Source organism: Rhizorhapis suberifaciens (assembly GCF_014200045.1).
GTDB lineage: Bacteria > Pseudomonadota > Alphaproteobacteria > Sphingomonadales > Sphingomonadaceae > Rhizorhapis > Rhizorhapis suberifaciens.
Genome location: NZ_JACHOV010000002.1, coordinates 263,624 through 278,960 on the forward strand (window position 1 = coordinate 263,624; position 15,337 = coordinate 278,960).

The 15,337-nt window shown below is 58.4% G+C and carries 15 protein-coding genes; 8 read left to right on the plus strand and 7 right to left on the minus strand.

What is annotated here, in order from left to right; translation table 11 throughout:
• The first annotated feature begins 2 nt into the window (after positions 1-2).
• The 5 genes from HNQ99_RS03525 to HNQ99_RS03545 all read left to right on the plus strand — a co-directional run bounded on the left by HNQ99_RS03525 (position 3) and on the right by HNQ99_RS03545 (position 4,639).
• The gene (locus HNQ99_RS03525; protein WP_184474258.1) at positions 3-698 is read left to right on the plus strand and encodes a lysophospholipid acyltransferase family protein; all 696 of its coding nucleotides are present in this window, start codon (positions 3-5) and stop codon (positions 696-698) included.
• A gap of 195 nt (positions 699-893) precedes the next feature.
• A complete protein-coding gene (gene metX / locus HNQ99_RS03530) occupies positions 894-2,030 on the plus strand; it encodes a homoserine O-acetyltransferase MetX (protein ID WP_184474259.1) in 1,137 nt (378 codons plus the stop codon).
• On the plus strand, positions 2,027-2,614 hold the full coding sequence (metW, locus tag HNQ99_RS03535) for a methionine biosynthesis protein MetW (RefSeq protein WP_184474260.1): 588 nt from the start codon (positions 2,027-2,029) through the stop codon (positions 2,612-2,614). Before metX ends, metW begins: the two co-directional genes overlap by 4 nt.
• Positions 2,615-2,700: 86 nt before the next feature.
• On the plus strand, positions 2,701-3,909 hold the full coding sequence (locus tag HNQ99_RS03540; protein ID WP_184474261.1) for a toxic anion resistance protein: 1,209 nt from the start codon (positions 2,701-2,703) through the stop codon (positions 3,907-3,909).
• A gap of 22 nt (positions 3,910-3,931) precedes the next feature.
• Positions 3,932-4,639 carry a hypothetical protein gene (locus tag HNQ99_RS03545; RefSeq protein WP_184474262.1) on the plus strand — a complete coding sequence of 236 codons (708 nt, stop codon included), beginning with the start codon at positions 3,932-3,934 and terminating at the stop codon, positions 4,637-4,639.
• 5 nt (positions 4,640-4,644) lie between these two features.
• On the opposite strand, the gene HNQ99_RS03550 is transcribed toward HNQ99_RS03545, so the two are convergent.
• Both HNQ99_RS03550 and HNQ99_RS16855 read right to left on the minus strand, forming a co-directional pair.
• A complete protein-coding gene (locus HNQ99_RS03550) occupies positions 4,645-5,409 on the minus strand; it encodes a glutathione S-transferase family protein (RefSeq protein ID WP_184474263.1) in 765 nt (254 codons plus the stop codon).
• A 136-nt stretch (positions 5,410-5,545) separates the two neighbouring features.
• Positions 5,546-6,058, minus strand: coding sequence for a hypothetical protein (locus HNQ99_RS16855; protein WP_322790305.1), 513 nt, complete (start codon positions 6,056-6,058; stop codon positions 5,546-5,548).
• 584 nt (positions 6,059-6,642) lie between these two features.
• Between HNQ99_RS16855 and HNQ99_RS16860 the strand changes: the two genes are divergently transcribed.
• A complete protein-coding gene (locus HNQ99_RS16860) occupies positions 6,643-7,395 on the plus strand; it encodes a helix-turn-helix domain-containing protein (RefSeq protein ID WP_221232546.1) in 753 nt (250 codons plus the stop codon).
• A gap of 8 nt (positions 7,396-7,403) precedes the next feature.
• On the opposite strand, the gene maiA is transcribed toward HNQ99_RS16860, so the two are convergent.
• Genes maiA through prfB form a run of 3 tightly spaced genes read right to left on the minus strand, consistent with a single transcriptional unit; the run spans position 7,404 to position 9,979 of the window.
• Positions 7,404-8,045, minus strand: coding sequence for a maleylacetoacetate isomerase (gene maiA, locus HNQ99_RS03565; protein WP_184474265.1), 642 nt, complete (start codon positions 8,043-8,045; stop codon positions 7,404-7,406).
• Positions 8,046-8,087: 42 nt separating this feature from the next.
• A complete protein-coding gene (locus tag HNQ99_RS03570) occupies positions 8,088-8,852 on the minus strand; it encodes a class I SAM-dependent methyltransferase (RefSeq protein WP_184474266.1) in 765 nt (254 codons plus the stop codon).
• Positions 8,852-9,979, minus strand: coding sequence for a peptide chain release factor 2 (gene prfB, locus HNQ99_RS03575; RefSeq protein WP_184474267.1), 1,128 nt, complete (start codon positions 9,977-9,979; stop codon positions 8,852-8,854). Before prfB ends, HNQ99_RS03570 begins: the two co-directional genes overlap by 1 nt.
• A 264-nt stretch (positions 9,980-10,243) precedes the next feature.
• Here prfB and HNQ99_RS03580 point away from each other — a divergent pair, with 264 nt between their 5' ends.
• Complete coding sequence (locus HNQ99_RS03580; RefSeq protein WP_184474268.1) at positions 10,244-10,948, plus strand: DUF433 domain-containing protein; 705 nt, start codon at positions 10,244-10,246, stop codon at positions 10,946-10,948.
• Entirely contained in the window at positions 10,945-11,337 is a 393-nt protein-coding gene (locus HNQ99_RS03585; RefSeq protein WP_184474269.1) for a PIN-like domain-containing protein, read from the plus strand. Before HNQ99_RS03580 ends, HNQ99_RS03585 begins: the two co-directional genes overlap by 4 nt.
• A gap of 48 nt (positions 11,338-11,385) precedes the next feature.
• Here HNQ99_RS03585 and HNQ99_RS03590 read toward each other — a convergent pair whose 3' ends face one another.
• Both HNQ99_RS03590 and HNQ99_RS03595 read right to left on the minus strand, forming a co-directional pair.
• The gene (locus HNQ99_RS03590) at positions 11,386-13,893 is read right to left on the minus strand and encodes a penicillin-binding protein 1A (RefSeq protein WP_184474408.1); all 2,508 of its coding nucleotides are present in this window, start codon (positions 13,891-13,893) and stop codon (positions 11,386-11,388) included.
• A gap of 101 nt (positions 13,894-13,994) precedes the next feature.
• Entirely contained in the window at positions 13,995-15,248 is a 1,254-nt protein-coding gene (locus HNQ99_RS03595) for an N-acetylmuramoyl-L-alanine amidase (RefSeq protein WP_184474270.1), read from the minus strand.
• Positions 15,249-15,337: the final 89 nt, after the last annotated feature.

The window sequence follows — 15,337 nt, forward strand, 5'->3', positions numbered from 1 at the left end:
GCATGACGTTGTTCCGCTCGATTTTATATGTAGCCATTTTTTATCCGCTGAGCTTTTTTTATGTAGCGTTCGCGTCCCTTTTGTTGCCGCTGGGCCAACCGGCGATGATCTTTGCGGCGCGAAGCTGGGCCTGGTTCCACCGGTTTTGCATAACCGTGCTGCTGGGACAGAAGGTGCGAGTCATAGGAAAGATGCCCGAAGGCCCCTTTCTTTACGTCTTCAAACATGAATCCATGTTCGAAACGATCGATATGCTGTGTCTTTTTCGGCAGCCGGCGATTGTGGCAAAGGCGGAGCTGACCAGAATTCCGCTCTGGGGCAGGCTTGCTGTGGCCCATGGCATCATTCCGGTGGAACGGCAGGCAGGGGCAAGGGCGCTGCGAGCCATGATGAAGGCCGCGACCCAGGCTCTGGCCGACGGCAGGCCGATCTGTCTGTTTCCGGAAGGAACGCGGACTACCCATGGCGAACGGCCCCCGCTGCGTTCGGGCTTTGCCGGTTTATACAAGATGCTGAAGGTTCCCGTCATACCCGTGGCGGTGGACAGCGGGCGGCTATCCCCCCGGGGCAAATTCATGAAGCGGCCGGGCCTCATCACATTTCATGTGGGTGAGACCATCCCTCCAGGTCTGCCGCGTGAAGAGGCCGAGGCGCGAGTGCATGCCGCCATCAACGCGATCAACCGCCGCCCACTATAAATCGGTCATTCCCCACGAAAGAGGAACCAAAGCCGCCACAAAAGCTAAAGCTGAACCAGGCGGGGAGATGGGCTCCCGCTGGCGCGGGAATACGAACAGGCAGTTTTACAAAAGGCAGCGGCACCCCTTGTTTCGAAAGCGCCCCTACCCGCCGCATTGACAAGCCAAGGCAATCCGCCCTAGCGCCTGTGACTTATGGCGACGCTCAGTCCTTCTAACGACAGCCGTTTCGGCCTTGCCCGGCAGATTGCTTTGCCGGGGCCGTTAAAGCTGGATTGCGGTGCGGACCTGGCCCCGGTCGAGTTCGCCTATGAAACCTATGGAACTCTCGATGCATCGGGTTCCAATGCTATTCTCATCTGCCATGCACTGACGCTTGACCAGTATGTTGCCTCCACACACCCAAAAACCGGAAAGGAAGGTTGGTGGACGCGGATGGTGGGGCAAGGGAAGCCTATCGATCCTGACCGACATTTCATTATCTGCATCAATGTGCTTGGCAGTTGCATGGGCTCTTCCGGACCCGCGAGCCTTAACCCGTTGAATAAGACGCCCTATGGCATGTCCTTCCCGGTTATCACCATTGCGGACATGGTACGGGCGCAGGCGATGCTTCTCGATCATTTGAACATTCGCCGGCTTCGCGCGGTGGTCGGCGGCTCAATGGGCGGAATGCAGGTTTTGAACTGGCCGAGCCTGTTCCCTGAACGCGTGGAATCCGCGATCATCATCGCTTCAACCGCGCGGCATAGCGCCCAGAATATCGCTTTCCATGAGGTTGGCCGGCAAGCCATCATGGCTGATCCGCGCTGGCGGAGCGGCGACTATTATAGTGTGGGCGACCCGCCTTCGGCCGGATTGGCTGTGGCGCGGATGGCGGCGCACATCACTTATCTTTCCGAGGCGGGACTGACGGAAAAGTTCGGTCGTCGGCTGCAGGCCAGGGACGCCAAGAGCTTTGGGTTTGACGCGGACTTTCAGGTGGAAAGCTATTTGCGGCATCAGGGGATCAGTTTCGTCGAACGCTTCGACGCCAACAGCTATCTCTACATAACACGGGCAATGGATTATTTCGACCTGGCGGAAGATCATGGCGGAAGCCTCGCAGCAGCCTTCATGAAGAACAAAGCGCGCTTTTGCGTCATCAGTTTCGATACCGACTGGCTTTATCCGACCGCTGAATCCCGCAATATCGTTCACGCCCTGAACGCGGCAGGGGCGGAGGCAAGCTTTGTTGAGCTATCCAGCCCCTTTGGCCATGATGCGTTTCTGCTCGATGTTCCCGAACTCAACCGGGTTGTGGATGGCTTTTTAAGAGCCATGGAAGCATGACGCTTCGTCCCGACCTCGCGCTTATTGCGAATAATATTGCGCCCGGCGCACGCGTGCTGGACATTGGCTGCGGCGACGGCGCGCTGATGGCGGCCTTGCGCGACGACCGTGGGGCCGATGCACGCGGGCTGGAAATCGATCCGGCCAATGTCGCCGCCGCCATGGCGCGCGGGCTGTCTGTGGTGCAGGGGGATGCTGACGCCGATCTTGGCTACTATCAGGATGACAGCTTCGATTATGCGATCCTCAGCCAGACGTTGCAGACAACCAAGCGGCCGGACCTTGTCATAGGCCATTTGCTCCGTATTGGCCGGCAGGCCTTCGTCAGTTTTCCCAATTTTGCTCATTGGCGCTCCCGCATGTCCTTGCTGTGGGAAGGCAAGATGCCGGTGACGCGGCACTTGCCGATCAGATGGTTCGACACGCCCAATATTCACCATCTAACGATCAGCGATTTTCGTGAACTGGTGAGGGGCAAGGGCTATCGGATCGAGGGACAATGGTTCCTCACGGGCGACCGGCAAACTGGCTCAGCCAAGGCCAATTTGATGGCTGAACATGCGGTGTTTTTGCTCCGCCGGTAGCTGTATTATACGGGCAATACGGCTTTTTGCTTGAATCCGGATACGTTCGCCGCCACATTGCGGACGTCCCTGCGATGGAGAGCGATATGGCGACCAGCGTAACCGACGTCAAGAAAGAGGGTCTTGTTCTGACTCCGCCCGAGCCTGTGACACCGGTGACCAAGGAAAACGCCGAGGGGCTGGTTCCCATTGATGACCAAAAGAAGTCGAAGCTCGATGAAAAGGTCGATGTTTTTATCCAGGGCCTGGTGGCACAAGATGCCAGCAGTCCGGAATTCGGCGCTCGGGTCGATCAGATCGTCAATATGGGCCGCAAGGAAATTGCCGATGCCGCCGGGCAATCGAACCGCTTCCTGGATCGACCGGTCCGAGCCATGGACGCCGATAACAGCGTCGGCGCTGACCTTGCCGAGCTTCGCCGCGTGATCGAGGATCTGGACCCTGGCAGCAAGGGCGACCTGTTCGCCAGGAAGAGGCTGTTTGGCCTCATTCCGTTCGGCAACCGCATGCGCGACTATTTCGACGGCTACAAGAGCGCGCAAAGCCATATCCGATCCATCCTGAACAATCTAGCCAGCGGCAAGGACGAACTGATCAAGGACAATGCCGCCGTCGATGTGGAGCGGCAGAATCTCTGGGCGGCCATGGGACGGCTGGAGCAGATGATCCATATTTCCAAGACCATGGACACGCGGTTGGAGGCAAAAGCGCTGGAGTTGGATTCAACCGACCCGACCAAGGCCAAGGCCATTCGGGAAACCGCGCTGTTTTACGTTCGGCAACGCAGCCAGGATCTGCTGACGCAGATGGCGGTAACGGTACAGGGCTATCTCGCCCTGGATCTGGTTAAGAAGAATAATATCGAATTGGTGAAGGGCGTCGACCGGGCGTCCACCACTACGGTATCGGCATTGCGCACCGCCGTTACCGTGGCACAGGCGCTCACCAATCAGAAGCTGGTGCTGGAACAAATCACAGCGCTCAATACGACAACCGCCAACATCATCGATTCGACTGGCGAGATGTTGAAGAATCAGACGGCGCGGATCCATGAGCAAGCGGCGTCGAGCACCATACCGATGGAGACGCTGAAGCGCGCGTTCCAGAATATCTATGACACGATGGACAGTATCGATGCCTTTAAGCTGAAGGCGCTGGAATCCATGAAGACCACAGTCGACACGCTTTCCACCGAAGTGGAAAAGTCCAAGGGCTATATCGCTCGTGCCGAAGGGGCAGCGCAGGCGCAGCTTACCGGCGGGACCACCAGCCCATTGAGTGCGCTGGAAACGTGATGAGCGGGTGCGTTGAATTCCTATGAGCCGGTCCGACCGAATTCTTGCCGACGCCGAAGCGCTACTCCATCGCTATAGCGCTCGGGGGCGAAGCTTAAGACGCCGCCGCAGAGAGCTTGGCGACGGCTTGCATAAGGTTAGGCGCATCGTGATCGCGGCACTGGTAATTGTCGCGGCGGCGGCGGTATGGGGCTTTGTCACGCCCTTGGGTGCTAACGGTTTGCTTATCGTGCTGGGCCTGATCATCCTGTCCACATTGTTCTTCTCAGTGCTTCCGGCCGCGCAGGAGGTGAAGAGGGAAAAGCTGAGCCAGGCTGACCTGAAGACGCTGCCGCTGCACACGGAGATCTGGCTCGAAAGCCAGCGAAAGGCGTTGCCAGCGCCGGCAGTGCGACTGGTGGATTCAATTGGTATGAAACTTGAAGCTTTGGCTCCGCAATTACTGCGGATCGATCAGAACGAGCCGGCAGCCCTTGAGGTCCGGCGACTGCTGGCGGATCATCTGCCGGAGCTGGTGGCGGGCTATCAGAATATTCCAGAGCCGCTGAGGCGACAGGAACATAATGGGCGAGTTCCAGACACGCAGCTCGTAGAGGGTTTGGAGGTCATCGACCGGGAGATTGGATCGATGACTGAGAATTTAGCTGCGGGCAATCTCGACAAGCTGGCGACACATAATCGGTTCCTCGAACTCAAATATAAGGAAGCCAAGGAGTTGGGGCAGGGCTGATCGCCCTATTTAGCATGTCCAGTGAAGGTCCGCAGGCGCGGATCGGTGTGGTCCGGCATCGCCAACGCAGCCTGAACGCCCGGTCGAGCGTTCATGCGGGCGATCCAATCAGCAAGGCGTGGAGCGCGTCGGGCGATATTCATTTCCGGAAACATGCGGTTCACCATCATCCCGCAGTGGCAGAAGAAATTGATATCGGCGAGTGTATATATGTCGCCCGCAAGCCACGGCGTCCCTGCTAGTTGCTGTTCGACCTTGTCCACCGCAGCCTCAATCTTGCGCGTGGCGTTCGCCAGATCCGCTTCGCTAAAGCCGGAACGGGCGGTTTTCCACTTTTCCCGCTGTTCGTGCAGGGGGATGCGCTCCAATAGCTTATCGAATGCGCCCTCCTCCAGGCTGCGAGCGACCACGCTCACCATCCTATGCCAGCCATGCATCGAGACATAATTCATCACATGCTCGTCGACGAACTTGTTCCAATAGCGCATCCGCGCCTTGCCTGCCGGATCGGCTGGGCGGAGGGGCGGGGCCTCGGGGAAAGCATCCTCAAGATACTCGTTGATGACCGTGCTGTGAGTGATGATATTGCCGTCGTGCACTAGGACGGGAACCTGCCCTTCCGGGTTGATTTCCAGGAATGCTGCTTCGTGCTGTTCGAATTTGTGAAGGTCGACATACCGGCTTTCGAAATCCAGGCCCTTTTCCTTCAAAGGAATCATGCTCTTCAGCGAATTCGCCGCAGGCTCTGCGTGATAATAGATTAGCGGCATGTTCCTTCTCCTTTGATCTTTGCAGGCAAGGTAACAAAGCCCGATCAGGGAAGGAAGTATGCTTTACATACAATTTTCGGTCTGCGGAAAATGCGGGCCGGCTCAGGAAATCCTGACGCCGGCCCGCCAAAGGAGATTAGCGGTCCCGGTGACGTCGTTCCATCCGGCCGGACCGGTCGCGATCCCCCAACTGGCCTCGGTCCTGCCGCCTTTGCAGCCATTCGCTCCGTTGTTCCTGGCGGCTTTCCCGCCATTCCTTACGATTTTCTCGTCGGTCCGAGCGCCATTCGCGGCGGTCGTCGCGGCGTTCTTGACGCCATTCCCGTCCATTGTCGCGGCGGCCTTCCCGCCATTCACGTGAACGGTGTCCGTCATGATGCTGCCGACGTCCCTCCCAGTGGCGGCGGTGATTGTCGCTCCAGCGATGCCGTTTGCCATGGCGATCAAAGACATAATAGCCACTGCCGGGATAATAGAACCCGTCGTACCAGCCGTAATAGCCGTCATACCAAGGGTCATAATAGCGGCTTGCGCCATAGCCTACGGATACGCCACCATATCCGTAGCCATCGTCATAGGCTGAGCAACCGCCAAGAGCCAAAAGGCCCGCCGTGGCGGCGATCAGGGCGCGCGAGAAGGGCGCTGCCATATTCATCTCCTGAAATGAGTTGTGTCATACAGGAAGGGTAAAACGAGGGAGTTGAATTGGGTCTGAACGTGCTGTTCCGTCCCAAGTTGATTTGCTAGCTCATCCTATTTTATCCATTGTCGAGCCTTCTATGTGGAACTGTGGCACAGTTGCATCAGAATTAGTGAGCCGATGTCGATTCTGTCCAATAAATCAACCGCCGAATCATCGTAGTAGCAAGGTGCGACCCGAAGGGCTCTTGTCGGACGACTGAGAGACCTTTTCCTAAATGGCCTGGCCGGATTTCCGCCCAGGCCATTCTTTTACATTGCAAAACCTGCAAAACTTGCCACAACTTTGTCTTAAGGTGCGGATTTTGCTAAGGTCCGCAGAATAGGGGGCCACGGTGGCGAGTGTCTTTGCGAGGACTCGGCATGCGCAAAAGTTCATAGCCTGTCTGTTGGTTTTGGCGGGCCTTTGTCATGTTGCATGATTATCCCGCCCCCAATGAGGCAGGGACTGTAGCTCTCCGTTATTATGAGCCTCCGGTCGACCTCTCGGAACTGGTGGGATCAATATATCTTTTCACAGCCAACCTGCCTTATGTGACAGATACCACGCGCGCAGATTTTGCGCAGTTGCGGTTCATGCTGTCGGGCGTTGGCCATTATACTTTTCATGATGGCCGCCAGATGGAAACGCCGAACGTCTGTCTGCTCGGACCTACCACGTCCTCGATCCATTTTGATGTGGATGGTCCATTGCAGGCTCTGGGAGTGGCACTCTTGCCGCTGGGCTGGTATGCGCTCACGCAACTTGACGCCAGCGATCATGCCGATTCTCTGTGCGACTGTACCACCTTTTGTTCGGACTATTCCGACATCCTGGGCACGTTGCGAGAGATCGATAATCCGGACGATGGTATTGAATTGCTTTGGAACTTTCTCCGTAGCCGCTTTCAGCCGGTGAGCAAGGCCATGCGTGAATTCGTGCTGGCGGCTGATCATTGGCTGGCTGGGGAAAGCTCGCCTCGACTAGAGACGCTGGTTGAAGCTACTGGCCTTTCCGCACGTCAGGTCGCCCGCTTAACGAATCGGTTTTACGGGGCCCCACCGAAGTTGCTGGCTCGAAAATATCGGGCGTTGCGCGTGGCCTCCATTATTGCATCAACCGATGAAGACTGGCGGGACATTATCGGCGAGGCCTTCTACGACCAATCTCATTTTATCCGGGAGCTAAAGCATTTTGTGGGAGCGACCCCCCACCAAATCAAAAATAAACTCAGCATCGTGCCTCGGCTAACCCTGCTGCGGCGTCGCCTTGAGGGGCGCTTTCCGCATATCACCAAGATAAGCTGAACGGCGCTTCAATCCGCGTCGGGCTGAAGCTCCGGATCGGCGGCGGCAATGGCAGGAACGGCTCTCGCTGCAGCAGCGGCGGCGGCAATCGCGGGGAATGGGGACAAGTCGATCCCGAATCGTTCGGCCCCATAGACCTGGGGCAGCAGATGACAATCTGCCAATGTGGGCGTGTCGCCAAAGGCAAAGCCGCGGCCATGTTGTGCCACCATCAGTTCCAGTGCAGAAAAGCCGGCGCTGATCCACCGCGCTCTCCAACCGTCGATCTGGGCTTGTGTAGCGCCAAATTGGTGCTTCAGTTCCTGCAATACGCGCAAATTATTCACTGGATGGATGTCGCACGCCACTATTCCGCACATTGCGCGGACAATGACACGGTTTTCGAGTTTTGAAGGCAGCAGCGGGGGATCGGGATAGGCTTCCTCCAGCCATTCCAGGATGGCAATGCTCTGGGTAAACAACCCTGACGAGGTTTCAAGCGCCGGCACCAGCCCCTGCGGATTTAAAGCCCTGTACGCGGCGCTATGCTGTTCGCCCTTCCGGAGATCCACTGTCGTCTGAGCGTAACTTAACCCCTTGAGATTCAGCGCGATGCGGGTTCGGTAGGAGGTGCCGGATCGCGAATAGCCATGAAGTACAAGATCACCCATGCCGATCTCCTTATATGCGTTGCAGAGAACTCATCCGAGAATCTATTCTTGCGCCGTTCCTCGCCTGTTTCCGGGATCCTTGCGCTTGACACTGCAAGCGATGATATCCTGGGGAGCCGGGCGGTTTCCACTGATAGTGAACCGGGCCATATAGCCCCCGGCCGATGGTTTCGGGGTGAGCGCCAGCAAACGGTAGCCGACGGCCTCAAACTCGCATTTCAGCAGGCGCGGGGGCGTGCCATGCTGATCCGTGGGCCGATCGGCGTCAACCACTACCACCTCCCCTGAAAGCTTCAGCGCCGGATAAAGACGCCAGAGAAATGCATAGGGTTCGGTGATCTCATGATACATATGAACCATGAAGATCCGGTCGAAACTGCGTTCCGGCAGTCTGGGATCGTCGCCCGCGCCCAGTTTGACACTGACGTTTTCAAGATTTTCCCTCGACACGCGCATCGCCAGGCTATCGCGCACCTCTGGCAGGATATCTTGCGCCAGCACGCGGCCGTTGTCTCCGACGCGGCGGGCGAGGCGAACGGTATAATAGCCTTCGCCAGCGCCGATATCGGCGACGGTCATGCCGGGTTCGATGCCGGCGCGGTCCATTACCTCATCGGCCTCATTCACCCGATCGCGACTTTCTTCATCGGACCAGCGCGTGGATTCTATCAGCGCTACGGGCCGGTCGGCACGCGGAAAATCACGCGCGGTTTCTGGCCGGTTGCGATCCGGATCCGGCATAAACTGATCGCAGCCAGCCAGGGGCAGTATGGCAAAGGCGAATAAAGCCTGCGCCCCTATGTGCATTAGTCGACGTCTTCCACTTCGACGGTCTCGCCAGTCACCCGCTGGGACAGTGCGGAGGCCATGAAAGGGTCCAGCGCACCATCAAGCACATCGTCAGGAGAAGTCGATACGACGCCAGTGCGCAGATCCTTCACCATCTGATAGGGTTGAAGCACATAGGAACGGATCTGATGACCCCAGCCAATGTCGGATTTGGAGGCATGGGTGGCGCTCGCCTCCTCCTCACGCCGCTGTAGCTCGGCTTCGTACATGCGAGCCTTCAGCATGTTCATCGCCTCTGCCTTGTTCTTGTGCTGGGAACGCTGATTCTGGCAGGCAACGATGATCCCGGTCGGGACGTGGGTGATCCGTACCGCGGAGTCGGTGGTGTTGATGTGCTGACCACCGGCGCCCGACGCGCGGTAGGTATCGATCTTCAGGTCGCTTTCATTGATCTCGATGTCGATATTGTCATCGATGACCGGGTAGACCCAAACCGACGAGAAGCTCGTATGCCGCCGGGCCGAACTGTCATAGGGCGAAATACGGACCAGCCTGTGCACGCCGCTTTCCGTCTTGGCATAGCCATAGGCATTCTCGCCCTTCAGCAGCAGCGTGGCGGATTTTATACCGGCCTGTTCGCCGGCATGATAATCGACCACTTCCACCTTCATGCCCCGACGTTCGGCCCAGCGCATATACATCCGCTGGAGCATTTCCGCCCAATCCTGGCTTTCGGTTCCGCCCGCGCCTGCGTGAATTTCCAGATAAGTATCGTTACCGTCGGCTTCGCCCGCCAGCAGGGCCTTCACCTTGTCCTCGTCGGCGCGTTCGGCAAGGGCCGCCAGTTGCGTCACGCCCTCGTCGACCAGCGCATTGTCGCCCTCGGCTTCGGCCATTTCCATGAGTTCGACAGTGTCGTCCATTTCCTGCTGAATGGCCTTGGTCGCGCCAATCGCCTGATCGAGGCGGGTGCGCTCGCGCATGACCTCCTGCGCTTGGCGGGGATCATCCCACAGCGTCGGGTCCTCGACGCGAGCGTTCAGCTCGTCCAGCCGCCGAAGCGCGCGGTCCCAATCGAGGAACCGGCGCAGCAGTTCCAGCGCAGCTTGAATACGATCAACATGTTGCTGCGCTTCGGCGCGCATGTTCGTTCTCCAGTAGAAGGCTTTGCCCGTCCGATATAGGCATCTTGCGCCTTTGGCAAAGGCTGTTGAAGATGGCGCTGCCATTCCCGTTGTCGTCAGCCTCGCGAAAGCGGGGATCCCAGTTGCCTGCAGTTCTGTCGCCCCAAGAATGACAAATGGGTTCCCCTTTTTGCGGGAAGGCGGAAGCGGAGATGGCTCGTGATTTTCCGCTGTTTCAAAATTATGTGTGGGAAGCCAGCGCCTGATCTGGTTATACGTGGGCATATGACGAGACAGGCAGATTACGGCATTGGCATCTATACGGCTCCTGAAGCCGCGAGGATGGTGGGGATGGGAGCACAAACCCTTCGCCGTTGGCTACTTGGCTATGATCACAATAACAAGGATGCGCAAATTCGTCACGAACCGGCACTATGGCGTCCTCAGTATGACCCTGAGGCATCTGACGGCGTGTTGCTCGGTTTCCGTGATTTGATTGAGACGCGAATTGTTAACGCGCTCCGTAAGAAGCGCATCGGGCTTCCGACGATCCGCATTTGTATGGACCGCGCGCGCGAGATCATAGGTCAAGACCATCCATTCTCCACTTCTCAGTTCAAAACTGATGGGAAATTGATTTTCCTTGAGATTACGCGCGATTTGGATGAACCCGAGCTTATTGACCTGAAACACAAGCAGGGCGTGTTCCGGCGCGTTGTAGAACCCAGCTTGGCCGACCTTGATTTCGGTCCCGATGGTGCTGAGCGTTGGTGGTTACTTCATGGGAAGAAGACCATAGTTGCCGACCCTGAGCGATCATTCGGCCGTCCTATTGTGGCTGAGTATGGGATTTCGACGGCGGTTTTGGCTCAGGCGATAAAGGCCGAAGGATCAATAGAGAAAGTGGCGCGACTCTATGAGATAAGGCCGCGGTTAGTGCGCGACGCGCTAGCCTATGAAGTTCAGTTAGGTCTGCGCAAAGCTGCGTGAAGCTGCTGGTCGATAACAATCTGCCTCCGCGTCTCGCCCGCGGTCTAGCTGCGCTCTTCGAGGGAGATCACCACGTTATCCACATTCGCGATAAGTTTGGCACCGGGAGCCTGCCAGATGCTGGATGGATCGAGCGACTTGGGAAGGAAGGTGGCTGGAGCGTTCTCTCTGGCGATCGCCGCATCGCAAAGCAAAAACCTTCGCGCGAGCTGTTTTTGCGCGCAGGCCTAGTTGGCTTCTTTCCTCTTCCAGCCGTGATGCAGTTGAAGCTTCATGACATGACGGCACGGATTTTGTTCGCATGGCCAGCGATGACGATCATTTCCGAGACCATAGCACAGGGCTGCTTTGAGTTACCTGTTAAAGGTAAGTTGCGCCAGATGGCGTGAATTGCCGCTCTCAACGGTCATTTCAGCTTCGCTGAATGCAGTCTCCGATCAGTAAATCCCGCCTTCGCGTTGCAGGAAGTCGCTATCGCTTGCTTTTCGGCCTGCCGAGCCGTCCGTTTCCTCGCCTGTCCCCTGTCGGATGACGATTTCTTCGCGGCGGATGGTGCGGCGGGGTTCGGTTTCGGGCTTGAAGGCTTCCCAGATGACTGCCGCCTTGGGGTCGTCCGTCGGCCAGGTGCCATAGACGCGGCGGCCGCTGCGGCGGTCGATGCGGACTAGGCGCATTCCGGCGGGCGCCACGAAGGGCCGCTTGGGCATTTTGTCGAGGATGGGTTCCATCGCCTGGCGCCACATCGGGGCCGCTGTATTGCCGCCCTGGACATAACCACCAAGCGGACGTGGCTGGTCGTAGCCGAGGTAGACGCCAGCGACGAGATCGGGCGATCCGCCGATGAACCAGGCATTGGTCGGGCCATTGGTCGTCCCGGTCTTGCCGAATAACGGCCGGTTCATGTCGCGCAGCCGCTGGGCTGTGCCGCGGGTGATGACGCCTTCGCCGATATGCACGACTTGATATGCGGTCATCGGGTTCATCAGCTGCCGTCCGGACGGGCGGAAGCGCGGCATCGGCTTTCCGTCCCAGTCGGGCAGGTTGCAATCATCGCAAGGTCGCCATTTTTCAGGCCAGATGACTTTGCCGCGACGGTCCTGGACGAGGTCGATTACCTTGGGTTTCAATTCGCGGCCGTGATTGACCAGCATCGAGTAAGCGTTGACCATTCGTTCGACGGTGGTTTCGCCGGCGCCGAGGGCGAAAGACAGATAAGGCGTATAGTCGCCGATGCCCATGTTCCGGAAGGTCTTGACGACCCGATCCATCCCCGTCTGGGAAGCAGTGCGCACCGTCATCAGGTTGCGTGACTGTTCGACGCCCCAGCGCATGGTCTGCGGCCCGGCGTTTTTGCCGGAGAAGTTCCGAAAGCATTTCTGACCCAGACGGACCGACTGGAACACGCAGAAAGGGCCGTCGACGATGATTGAGGCCGGAGTCATGCCGCTGTCCAGGGCGGCGGCATAGACAAAGGGCTTGATCGTGGAACCGGGCTGCCGTTCCGCCTGGGTGGCGCGGTTGAAGGAGCTGAGGCGCGAATCAAATCCGCCCTGCATGGCGTAGATGCGGCCATTGTGGGGGTTTTCGATCACCATGCCACCCGATACGCCGGGTATGTTGCGCAATTGCCAGCCGCTTCCCTGCGGCCGCACGGCAATCAGGTCGCCCGTGTGAAGCGCATCGAAGGCAGGTCCTCCCGTCTTGCGATAGGGCATGGACGCGGCGCTTTCCGGCAGGGTTCCGGTCGAGCCGTCGGCAAAGCCAATGGTCGCGCCGTTGCCGGACTTGCTGATGACCACCGCAATTTTCCAGTCGGCATAATCAATGCCGATAGCGGTGGAGGCGAGCCGCTGCGCCCATTTGTCGTCGACTTCGATAGTGTTGACCGGCCCCGACCAACCCTTGCCTTGATCATAGCGGACGAGCCCGGTGCGCAGTGCCTTGCGCGCCAGTTCCTGCATGTCGGTGTCGAGCGGCGTCCGGACCCAAAGGCCGCCGGCATAGACGCTATGGGGGCCGTCCTTGGCGGTTTCCCCAAAACTTTCCAGCAAGCGGCGGCGTACTTCCTCGATATAATAGCCGCCCACCCGCTCGAAGCGGGCCGCACTTTGTTGACGCACGGCTCCCAGCGGCTGGGCCACGGCCTCGTCATATTGCGCGCGATTGATCCAGCCATTCTTGCGCATTTCATTCAGCACCCAGTTCCGCCGTTCGATCGCGCGGTCATAATGGACCTCCGGGCGGTAATTGGATGGACCCTTTGGCAAAATGGCAAGATAGGCCATTTCCTGCAGCTTCAGATCGCCGACATCCTTGTCGAAATAGGCACGAGCGGCCGCCTGAACCCCATAGGCATTGCGGCCAAGGAAGATCTGGTTGAGGTACAACTCCAATATCTGCTGCTTGGTCATCACTGATTCGATGCGATAGGCGAGGATGGCTTCCTTCGCCTTGCGCACATAGCTGACCTCATTGGTGAGCAGCAGGTTCTTGGCCACCTGCTGCGTGATGGTGGACGCGCCCACCGGGCGGCCGCCTCTCGTCAGATTGGTGATGACGGCAGCGATAATGCCGGGGTAATCCAGGCCATGATGCTGGAAAAAGGTGCGGTCCTCCGCCGCCATATAGGCACGGATCAGGAGCGGGGGATAATCGGCATATTGCAGTTGAACGCGCCGTTCGCGAGCGTAGCTCTGCACCGGTTCGCCATTCACGTCCCGCACTATCGTGGGCAGCGGCGGTTCATATTCCAGCAGGGCGTCCGCATTGGGCAGGTTGCGCGCGAATATCAGCCAGATGAAAAGCAGCAGAGCTACGGCCGCGCCAAAGGACCAGGCGAATAGCCTGAACCACCACTTCCGCCACATTCTCTGGAAAAAAGCAGCGATTCCGCCTGCGTTGCGTTGCAGCTTGAACCGCAAATTCGTTTCTTCGGCCTCGACCATCACGCTTGGCTCTACCAATTTTTCCGCGGATTGCCAGCGGGGAAGTGGATGCGATGTAAAGGCGGACGGTTTATGGAGCTTATGTAGCCACTTACGTTAAATCAATTCTGCGCCAATTGCCGCGCAAAATGGATTTCGACGGCCTTTGCCACGCCCTTTGCGATCCGTGATTGCCCGTCTGACGAACTAAGGAACCGTACATCGTCGGCGTTGGTGATATAGCCGGTTTCAAGCAGCACCGAGGGCGTGTCGGGCGCTTTTAGCACCACCAGCGAAGCAAAGCGGTGATAGGCGGTGCGGAAGGCGACATACGGTGCCGCTTCCCTTTGCAACAGCTTGGCGAAACTCGCCGATATGTTCATCGTTTCGCGCTGGGTGAGGTCGATCAGGATCGAGGAGACGTCGTTGCTCTGTCCACCAAGATTGATGCCGTTGATGATATCGGCTTTGTTTTCGCGGGCGGCGAGGCGTGCCGCTTCCCGGTCGGAGGCGACCTCCGACAGAGTATAAATGGTAGCGCCTTTGGCTTCCTCATTTTCGGCGGCATCGGCATGAACGGAAATGAAGAGGTCGGCTTTCATCCGCCGCGCAATGCCATAGCGTTCCTCCAGCACCAGGAAGCGATCATCGTCACGGGTCAGCGCCACGCGGACACGGCCGGATTTCAGCAACTCGCGCTTGATGGATCTGGCGACGGCGAGAGTGATGTCCTTTTCGCGTGCGCCCAGTTCCTTGTTGAGCGCGCCTGGGTCATGGCCACCATGCCCCGCATCGATGACGACCAGCGGTCGGCTGTCATCGGGTGGTCCGGACACGCGCGGGAGGTCTATGCCTTTTGCCGGTTCGGGGATGGGGATCGTTATGCCGTGGGTGCGCCTGGGAGGCTTGGCGGCGTCGCTGGCGGGCGTGCTGAAGATGCTGCGTCCTCGCGCCAGCGCCATTCGGAAGTCGCCCGCATCCGCATCCTTGAGGGAAAGGGTCAGCGTGCTGCCGTCCGGAGCGAATTCCGCGCCTGATATTACAGCAGGACGGGCAAGGTCGAACACAACGCGCGCTGTCGCTGAATCGAACTGGCCTTGTCGGATGGCGGCAATGGGACCTTCGGCGACACCGCCGGACCCCGGCCGGGCTCCAGCGATGTCGAGCGCGATCCGACGCGGGCTGTCCAGGAGGAACGCGGAGGCTCCCTTCACGCTGCCGTCAAATTGCAAGATTACCTTGCCGCCCTGAACCTGCACGCCGCTGATACTGCCGGCCTGAGCGGGTGTGGAAAGCAACATTGCGGTACAAGCGAGGAGAAAGGACATGGGCGCATATTTGCGTTCCGCCAGCCCCCAGGTCCAGCCGATTTTCATAAGGTCGCCTTCTGCCGATGTGATACCGGAGAAGGCAGGGTTAAGAATTGCGTCATGTGCCCCCCATAAAGCGGGATGGTAAACGCACG

Bases quoted from the DNA above. Each gene is read 5' to 3' on its own strand.
- HNQ99_RS03525 (WP_184474258.1), top strand. From the start codon at position 3: ATGACGTTGTTCCGCTCGATTTTATATGTAGCCATTTTTTATCCGCTG.
- metX (WP_184474259.1), top strand. From the start codon at position 894: ATGGCGACGCTCAGTCCTTCTAACGACAGCCGTTTCGGCCTTGCCCGG.
- metW (WP_184474260.1), top strand. From the start codon at position 2,027: ATGACGCTTCGTCCCGACCTCGCGCTTATTGCGAATAATATTGCGCCC.
- HNQ99_RS03540 (WP_184474261.1), top strand. From the start codon at position 2,701: ATGGCGACCAGCGTAACCGACGTCAAGAAAGAGGGTCTTGTTCTGACT.
- HNQ99_RS03545 (WP_184474262.1), top strand. From the start codon at position 3,932: ATGAGCCGGTCCGACCGAATTCTTGCCGACGCCGAAGCGCTACTCCAT.
- HNQ99_RS03550 (WP_184474263.1), bottom strand. From the start codon at position 5,409: ATGCCGCTAATCTATTATCACGCAGAGCCTGCGGCGAATTCGCTGAAG.
- HNQ99_RS16855 (WP_322790305.1), bottom strand. From the start codon at position 6,058: ATGGCAGCGCCCTTCTCGCGCGCCCTGATCGCCGCCACGGCGGGCCTT.
- maiA (WP_184474265.1), bottom strand. From the start codon at position 8,045: ATGGGTGATCTTGTACTTCATGGCTATTCGCGATCCGGCACCTCCTAC.
- HNQ99_RS03570 (WP_184474266.1), bottom strand. From the start codon at position 8,852: ATGCACATAGGGGCGCAGGCTTTATTCGCCTTTGCCATACTGCCCCTG.
- prfB (WP_184474267.1), bottom strand. From the start codon at position 9,979: ATGCGCGCCGAAGCGCAGCAACATGTTGATCGTATTCAAGCTGCGCTG.
- HNQ99_RS03580 (WP_184474268.1), top strand. From the start codon at position 10,244: ATGACGAGACAGGCAGATTACGGCATTGGCATCTATACGGCTCCTGAA.
- HNQ99_RS03590 (WP_184474408.1), bottom strand. From the start codon at position 13,893: ATGGTCGAGGCCGAAGAAACGAATTTGCGGTTCAAGCTGCAACGCAAC.
- HNQ99_RS03595 (WP_184474270.1), bottom strand. From the start codon at position 15,248: ATGAAAATCGGCTGGACCTGGGGGCTGGCGGAACGCAAATATGCGCCC.